This window comes from Streptomyces sp. NTH33 (assembly GCF_003236365.1).
In the GTDB taxonomy this organism is placed as follows: Bacteria; Actinomycetota; Actinomycetes; order Streptomycetales; family Streptomycetaceae; genus Streptomyces.
The window spans coordinates 1-5286 of the sequence record NZ_POTZ01000470.1 but is presented as its reverse complement, the minus strand read 5'-3'; the positions used below and the strand labels follow the sequence as shown (position 1 = coordinate 5286).

Below are 5286 nucleotides of genomic sequence, written 5' to 3'. Positions count from 1 at the left end.
ACCCCCGACAGCCCGGAAAACGCCGTGGCGACAAGCGAGTTGACATCCATCACAAGATCATGATCGCTGATGGCTACCCGCCGTCACCACCGACTACGGGCCAGACCCGTTAAATTGACACACCCCTTGATCAGGTCCGACCGCAGCGGAGGGCGGACGCAACGTCGACGTCTCCCAACCCCGCGAGCGGATCGGGGAAGGTGAACTGCCGTATCCGGACGTCGACGTGCGGGTGCCGGCGGCCGAACTCCTCGAGGATCGCAGGCGTCAACTCCGCGGCAGCGTGGGCCACGAACCCCACCATCAAGTGGCTCGCCTTGCCGCGGGCGGCGCTGCGCGCCACGGCGATGGTTCGGTCTGCGGCAGCCAGCGTCTTGCGCGTCTCGACGAGGACTGCCTCACCAGCCGCGGTCAACTCGACATGCCTGCTGGTACGGCGGGACAACTCCACGCCGAAAATGTGCTCCAGCTTGCGGATCTGGACGCTGAGCGCAGGCTGGGAGATGTGCAGGTGTTGTGCTGCCCGTCCGAAGTGCAGGTCCTCGGCGACGGCTGTGAAGTATCTCAGCAGACGCAGCCCCAGCTCCATGGGCGGAGTGATACCGCCGGGTCTCTGCTGTCACAGAAGCATGCCGCCACCCCATCAATAACCCTGGATTATCGATCGGCGGCGAACTTGCATTAGACCGCCCCGCAGCACCGCATTAGCTTTGCAGAAAAATCGGCGTTACCGAGGAGAGGTAAATGGCAACAGCAACGGTGCAGAAGTCAGTGGATCGTTTCCGTCAGCTCAGTGACGGCGACGCGGAAATCCAGGCGCACGGGAAGTATTTCTCGTGCAGCTACCTGCTCGACATGGAGACGCATTCCTTTCTCGTCCGTGTGCACCACGGGCGCATCGAAGAACTGATCGTCGACCCGGAGCCGCTGGCGGCCTACGACTTCGCGATCCGCGCGACCGCCGAGACCTGGCAGGGATTCTGCCAGGCGACGCCCGGTCCCATGTACCACGGCATCTGGGCGGCCACCTTCCGACGGGGCATGCGGCTCGAGGGAGACCTGCTGGTCCTCATGCAGAACCTGCGCTGCCTGACCCGGCAGCTGGAACTGCTGCGCGTCACCGGCCCGCTGGGCTGACCGATCACTCCGCCGAAAGGAACCCGATGAGCAACAATTCCCGTATCTCCCCGGTCACCGGCCACTACGTCACCATTGATGTCGAAGGCGTCGAGTACAAGGTGTTCTACCTGGAGAACGGCGAGGGTCAGCCGCTCGTCTGCCAGCACACCGCCGGCGCCCACAACCACCAGTGGCGCGGTCTCCTGGAAGACGAGGAGATCACCAGCAATTACCGCGTCATCGCGTACGACCTCGCCCGCCACGGAAAGTCCGACCCGCCACGGAATACGGACTGGTGGAAGGAAGAGTACAAGCTCACCGCCGACCACTTCGTGGCGTTCATCACCGCATTCTGCGACGCTCTCGGGCTGGAAGACCCGATCTTCATGGGCTCCTCCTTCGGCGGCAACGTCGCACTGCAACTGGCGCTGCGCCACCCGGACCGCTTCAAGGCCGTCATCCCGGTCGAGGGTGCCGACTACTCGCCCGGCTTCTACCTCGACTGGTGGCAGCACCCGCACGCCAACGCGGCCCAGGTGTGCGCCAGCGGTGTGTGGGACCTCATGGCGCCACAGTCCCCGGAGCGGGACCGCTGGGCCACGTGGTTCTACTACAGCCAGGGGTCCGAGGCGTTCAAGGGCGACCTGTACTACTACTCGGTCGACCACGACCTGCGTGACCGCCTCGGCGACATCGACGGCGACGCGTGCCCGGTGATCATGCTCACCGGCGAGTACGACTACCTCACCATCCCCGAGGACGGCGAGCGCACCGCCAAGCAGATCCGTGGCGCGGAATTCATCGAGATGAAGGACATCGGCCACTTCCCGATGAGCGAGAACTACCCGCGGTTCGCGCAGTACCTCAAGCACGCACTGCAGCGAATCGAAGAACGGACCAGCCTCCCCGGCTGAGCGGCCTTCGCCCCGACCCGAAGCCGGCCCGGGTCTGTACGGTCAACGGCTCTGGCCCACATTCGGTGGTAACCGCGCGTCACGTTCGTCTGGGCCCGGATCTCGCAGCTCACGGAGGGGACGGCGGCTGCGTCCGGAGACGAGAGTCCCGTCTGGCAACCGCGAGCACCTCTCCGACCTGCGTGCTCCACCGTCAGCAACCATGGCCACAATGCGGCACCACCGAATGTGGGCCAGAGGCGTTCACTGGACAGACCCGTCACCAGCTGTGACCTCCGGCGCGGCGGGCGGCCAGGGCGGGAAACCGCTGGTGAGCGGCCCGTGCTCGAGAAGGGGCGGCCAGTTCGCCCGGAGACGACGGTTCCCGCCGGCTGGGTCCGCGGATCCGGGTGCTTGGCGCCCGGCCCGTTTCGGGTGTTCGGTCAGCCGTCGTGGAAGGGGCGCCGGTCCATGGGGTCTTGGTATGCGGTGCGGGAGGAACGCTCGGACAGTGCCGCGTTGCGCAGGTGTTCGGCGAGCGCCGCGGTGGCCGTCGACGAGGCGCGGTCTCTGACGCCCCAGGCCAGCAGATGGTGGCGGCGGGCCCAGGGATCCTGCAGTTCGCACACGGCGAGTGGCTGGTGGGGGTCGATGGCGCGACGCGGTACGACGGCGAGCCCGACGCCTGCGGCAGCGAGGGCGACGAGGACGCCGAGGTCGGCGACGGTGGTGCGGTAACGCGCCGCCGGAGCGTGCGGCCCGAGGTGCTTCTCGATCCAGCGGCGCAGCGAGGAGCCGGCGTCGAGCCCGATGAGCGGGTGCTCGGCGACCTCGCTGTAGGTCAGTGAGGTCCGCCGGCGATGATTCCTCCGGCCTGGCCGATCACGACGAGGGAGTCGTCACCGAGGGGCTCCATGTGCAGGCCGCAGTCGCGCGACTCGTCGTCGAGGACGACCCCCAGGTCCGCCTCGCCGTCGGCGAGCATCCGCACCGTGTGCGGGGTGCGGCTCTCGCATACCGTGACGTCGACGTCCGGGTGCGCGCGGAGGAACGAGACCAGGGGCGCTGTCACGTTGGTTGACCGGGTGGGATGCTCTTCGGGTTGATCATGCTGGGCGGGGTCGTCCGTGGAGAGCACGTCGCCGTCGTACAGGGGGCACCGGTACCCGGCCGAGGTGATCTCCCACTGCGTGTGGCTGTACCACCGATTCCCGCTCAGCTTCCGTGAGGTCGAGGAGCTCATGCTCCAGCGCGGCGTCATCGTCTCCTACGAGACCATCCGCCGTTGGTGCGCCAAGTTCGGCCAGGCCTACGCGAATGGACTACGCCGTCGCCGGCCCCGGACCGGCGACAAGTGGCACCTGGACGAGGTCTTCATCAAGATCAACGGTGGGTTGAAGTACTTGTGGCGGGCCGTCGACCAGGACGGCAACGTGCTCGACATCCTCGTGCAGAGCCGACGGGACAAGGCCGCCGCCAGGCGCTTCTTCCGCCGCCTGTTGAAAAAGACGCGCGCGGTGCTGCGGGTGGTCGTCACGGACAAGCTCCGCTCCTACGGCGCGGCCCACCGCGAGGTCATGCCCTCCGCCGAGCACCGTCAGTCGAAGTACCTCAATAACCGAGCGGAGAACAGCCATCAGCCCACCAGGCAACGCGAACGGGCTATGAAGGGCTTCCGCAGCGTGGGCGGGGCCCAGCGGTTCTTGTCCGCGTTCAGCGGCATCTCACCCCACTGCCGACCCCACCGCCACCTGCTCACCGCCCCCGACTACCGAGCCGAAATGACCATCCGCTTCGCCATCTGGGACCACGTCACCGGAGTCGTCGGCACAGCCGCAACGGCCTGACCCAGGCTGACACTCGAGCCGACCGCGCCCTGGCACGCCATCAGGCCCGCGCACATCCAACAACGTGACAACGCCGGCGAGAGCGGTCTGGTCGTCGGCGGCCGCAACATCGACCACGACCAGCCCCGGCTCCGCCACGTGCACCTCGTTGATCGCGTCCATGAATGGCACGACGCGCTGCCGGGGCGAAGAAGTTCTCTCAACGGCAGGCATTCACCCGACCGGAGTGCACTGGCTTCTCGTCCGGCGAGGTACCGGACGAGGGGAGCAGCATCCGGTTGCGGCGGTTCCCGAGGTCCCCGGCCGGGTCGGAAAAGGGGAGCGTCGGCCGTCACCGCAGGGCGGAACGTGCCCGACCGCACCAAGAGCCCTTCCCCGGGCCGGGCATGCGCCGTGCGCGCCTGGGACGCGCTGGAGGTGCGGCTGGAGCAGGCGGACACCAAGGCCAGGAGGAGGGGACTGCTGAGCAGCCGTCGCAGACGCAGGTCTGCGCCGTCGGCCTCACCCGCCTCTTCGAGAATGCCGCCGGCACCCTCGGCGCCCGCCGTGCCCCTGGGGGAGGGCGCTGCTTCCACTGCGACGGAACCGGGCTCGCCCGCCCCCTGTGGGAACCGGCGACCGGGCAGGCCTGAGCGGCCCGCAAGAGAACACCGCGCCCCGGCCGCCTTCTGGACGGCGTGGGGCACGGCAGGCGGAAGGCACCTGGAGGCTCATGCGGGTGCTGCCGCCGGTGCGGGGCGCAGCGCCGCGAGCGGAGAGCGCCGGCCTCTCTCCACCGCGCGCAGCTGCTCCCGGTCGGCCTCGGGGTGCGCGGCGACCACCGCGTCGACGGACGTGACCCAGGCAGCCGCGGTGCCCTGCTGAGGCCTGGCCGTCCTCGCCCTATCCGCGCCTGGCTGCCCGGCGACAGGCCCGAGACTCTACGAAACTCGGGACAGGCCCCCGGACTCTACGAAACTCGGGACAGCTCACTTCGGGCTGCCCCGCCCGGCTCGACGGCTTCGCCTTTGAGGAGCAACCCATCAAGCACCGGGACGGGACAGCCTACCTCATACTGTCTGACCCCTGCCCAACCAGCCGACCGAGACGTACGCTGACCTGGGGGTTCCGCCGTGATCATCGAGGTCGGTGAGGTGCGGTGGGACGAGAAGGGGAACAGCAGGCCGGGGGGCCGCTCGTACGACGCCGGGGAGTGTACTGACACCACCCGCCAGCCGCCGGGCTGTGCCGCCCCGCCAAGGGGAGGGACATGAACCGCTGGGTCGGCATCGTCTCGCTGCGGGAGACCGCGGCGCCGACACCCTGCGGGTGCCGAATAATCATCCGCCCTGGTCAAGCGGCGTGGTGGTACTCGTGGAGGGTGTCGCCGAGCCGGTCTCGTCGGCGGGTCTTCAGGTGTGTGATCTGTCCTGGTTCGGTGATCGGTT

The 5286-nt window shown here is 68.2% G+C and carries 6 protein-coding genes and 1 pseudogene; 3 read left to right on the top strand and 4 right to left on the bottom strand.

The window, feature by feature from the left end; translation table 11 throughout:
- Positions 1 to 130 precede the first annotated feature (130 nt).
- Positions 131 to 589: a LysR family transcriptional regulator gene (locus C1I97_RS30710; RefSeq protein ID WP_111006353.1), complete on the bottom strand. Its 459-nt coding sequence runs from the start codon at positions 587 to 589 to the stop codon at positions 131 to 133.
- Between the two features lie 155 nt (positions 590 to 744).
- On the opposite strand from C1I97_RS30710, the gene C1I97_RS30705 reads away from it, so the two are divergent.
- Together C1I97_RS30705 and C1I97_RS30700 are read left to right on the top strand one after the other, a co-directional pair.
- On the top strand, positions 745 to 1137 hold the full coding sequence (locus tag C1I97_RS30705; protein WP_111006352.1) for a hypothetical protein: 393 nt from the start codon (positions 745 to 747) through the stop codon (positions 1135 to 1137).
- Positions 1138 to 1163: 26 nt separating this feature from the next.
- Positions 1164 to 2033: an alpha/beta fold hydrolase gene (locus C1I97_RS30700; protein WP_111006351.1), complete on the top strand. Its 870-nt coding sequence runs from the start codon at positions 1164 to 1166 to the stop codon at positions 2031 to 2033.
- Between the two features lie 422 nt (positions 2034 to 2455).
- Here C1I97_RS30700 and C1I97_RS41955 read toward each other — a convergent pair whose 3' ends face one another.
- Both C1I97_RS41955 and C1I97_RS41950 read right to left on the bottom strand, forming a co-directional pair.
- Positions 2456 to 2824 carry a LysR substrate-binding domain-containing protein gene (locus C1I97_RS41955; protein ID WP_258382813.1) on the bottom strand — a complete coding sequence of 123 codons (369 nt, stop codon included), beginning with the start codon at positions 2822 to 2824 and terminating at the stop codon, positions 2456 to 2458.
- A gap of 29 nt (positions 2825 to 2853) precedes the next feature.
- Entirely contained in the window at positions 2854 to 3084 is a 231-nt protein-coding gene (locus C1I97_RS41950; RefSeq protein ID WP_258382812.1) for a LysR substrate-binding domain-containing protein, read from the bottom strand.
- A 55-nt stretch (positions 3085 to 3139) separates the two neighbouring features.
- On the opposite strand from C1I97_RS41950, the gene C1I97_RS30690 reads away from it, so the two are divergent.
- Positions 3140 to 3859, top strand: a complete 720-nt coding sequence (locus C1I97_RS30690; RefSeq protein WP_111006350.1) for an IS6 family transposase — start codon at positions 3140 to 3142, stop codon at positions 3857 to 3859.
- A gap of 114 nt (positions 3860 to 3973) precedes the next feature.
- Here C1I97_RS30690 and C1I97_RS43065 read toward each other — a convergent pair.
- Positions 3974 to 4021, bottom strand: a pseudogene (locus C1I97_RS43065) (hypothetical protein); the annotation flags it as partial.
- Positions 4022 to 5286: the final 1265 nt, after the last annotated feature.